Origin of the sequence: Paenibacillus sp. EKM211P, assembly GCF_011066175.1 — a bacterium.
In the GTDB taxonomy this organism is placed as follows: domain Bacteria; phylum Bacillota; class Bacilli; order Paenibacillales; family Paenibacillaceae; genus Paenibacillus; species Paenibacillus polymyxa.
The window spans coordinates 1-296 of record NZ_JAAMNS010000069.1 but is presented as its reverse complement, the minus strand read 5'-3'; the positions used below and the strand labels follow the sequence as shown (position 1 = coordinate 296).

1 protein-coding gene is annotated in these 296 nt (G+C 62.8%); it reads right to left on the bottom strand.

What is annotated here, in order from left to right; translation table 11 throughout:
* A partial coding sequence (locus G9G57_RS25390) for an AMP-binding enzyme (RefSeq protein WP_164965693.1) occupies positions 1 to 296 on the bottom strand: 296 nt, incomplete at both ends.

Genomic DNA, 296 nt, shown 5'->3' with positions numbered 1-296 from the left:
CGAACAAGCACATCCTGCCAAATGGCGGCCAGCTTCGCCTCCAGTTCGGTGCGCGGCGCCACGTATTCGCGGCCTCCTGCCCCCCCTTCCGGTGCCGGCAGCGCCTTCCGGTCGATCTTTCCGTTCGGCGTCAGAGGCAGGCGCTCCAGCTCCACGAAGTACGACGGGATCATGTACCCCGGCAGCTCGCTGGCAATCGCCCGCTTCAGATCCGCCGCTGTCAAGCCTTCTTCCGCTGTATAATAAGCGCACAAAGCTTTCTGACCTTCTTGATCTTCCCTGACGACGACGACCGC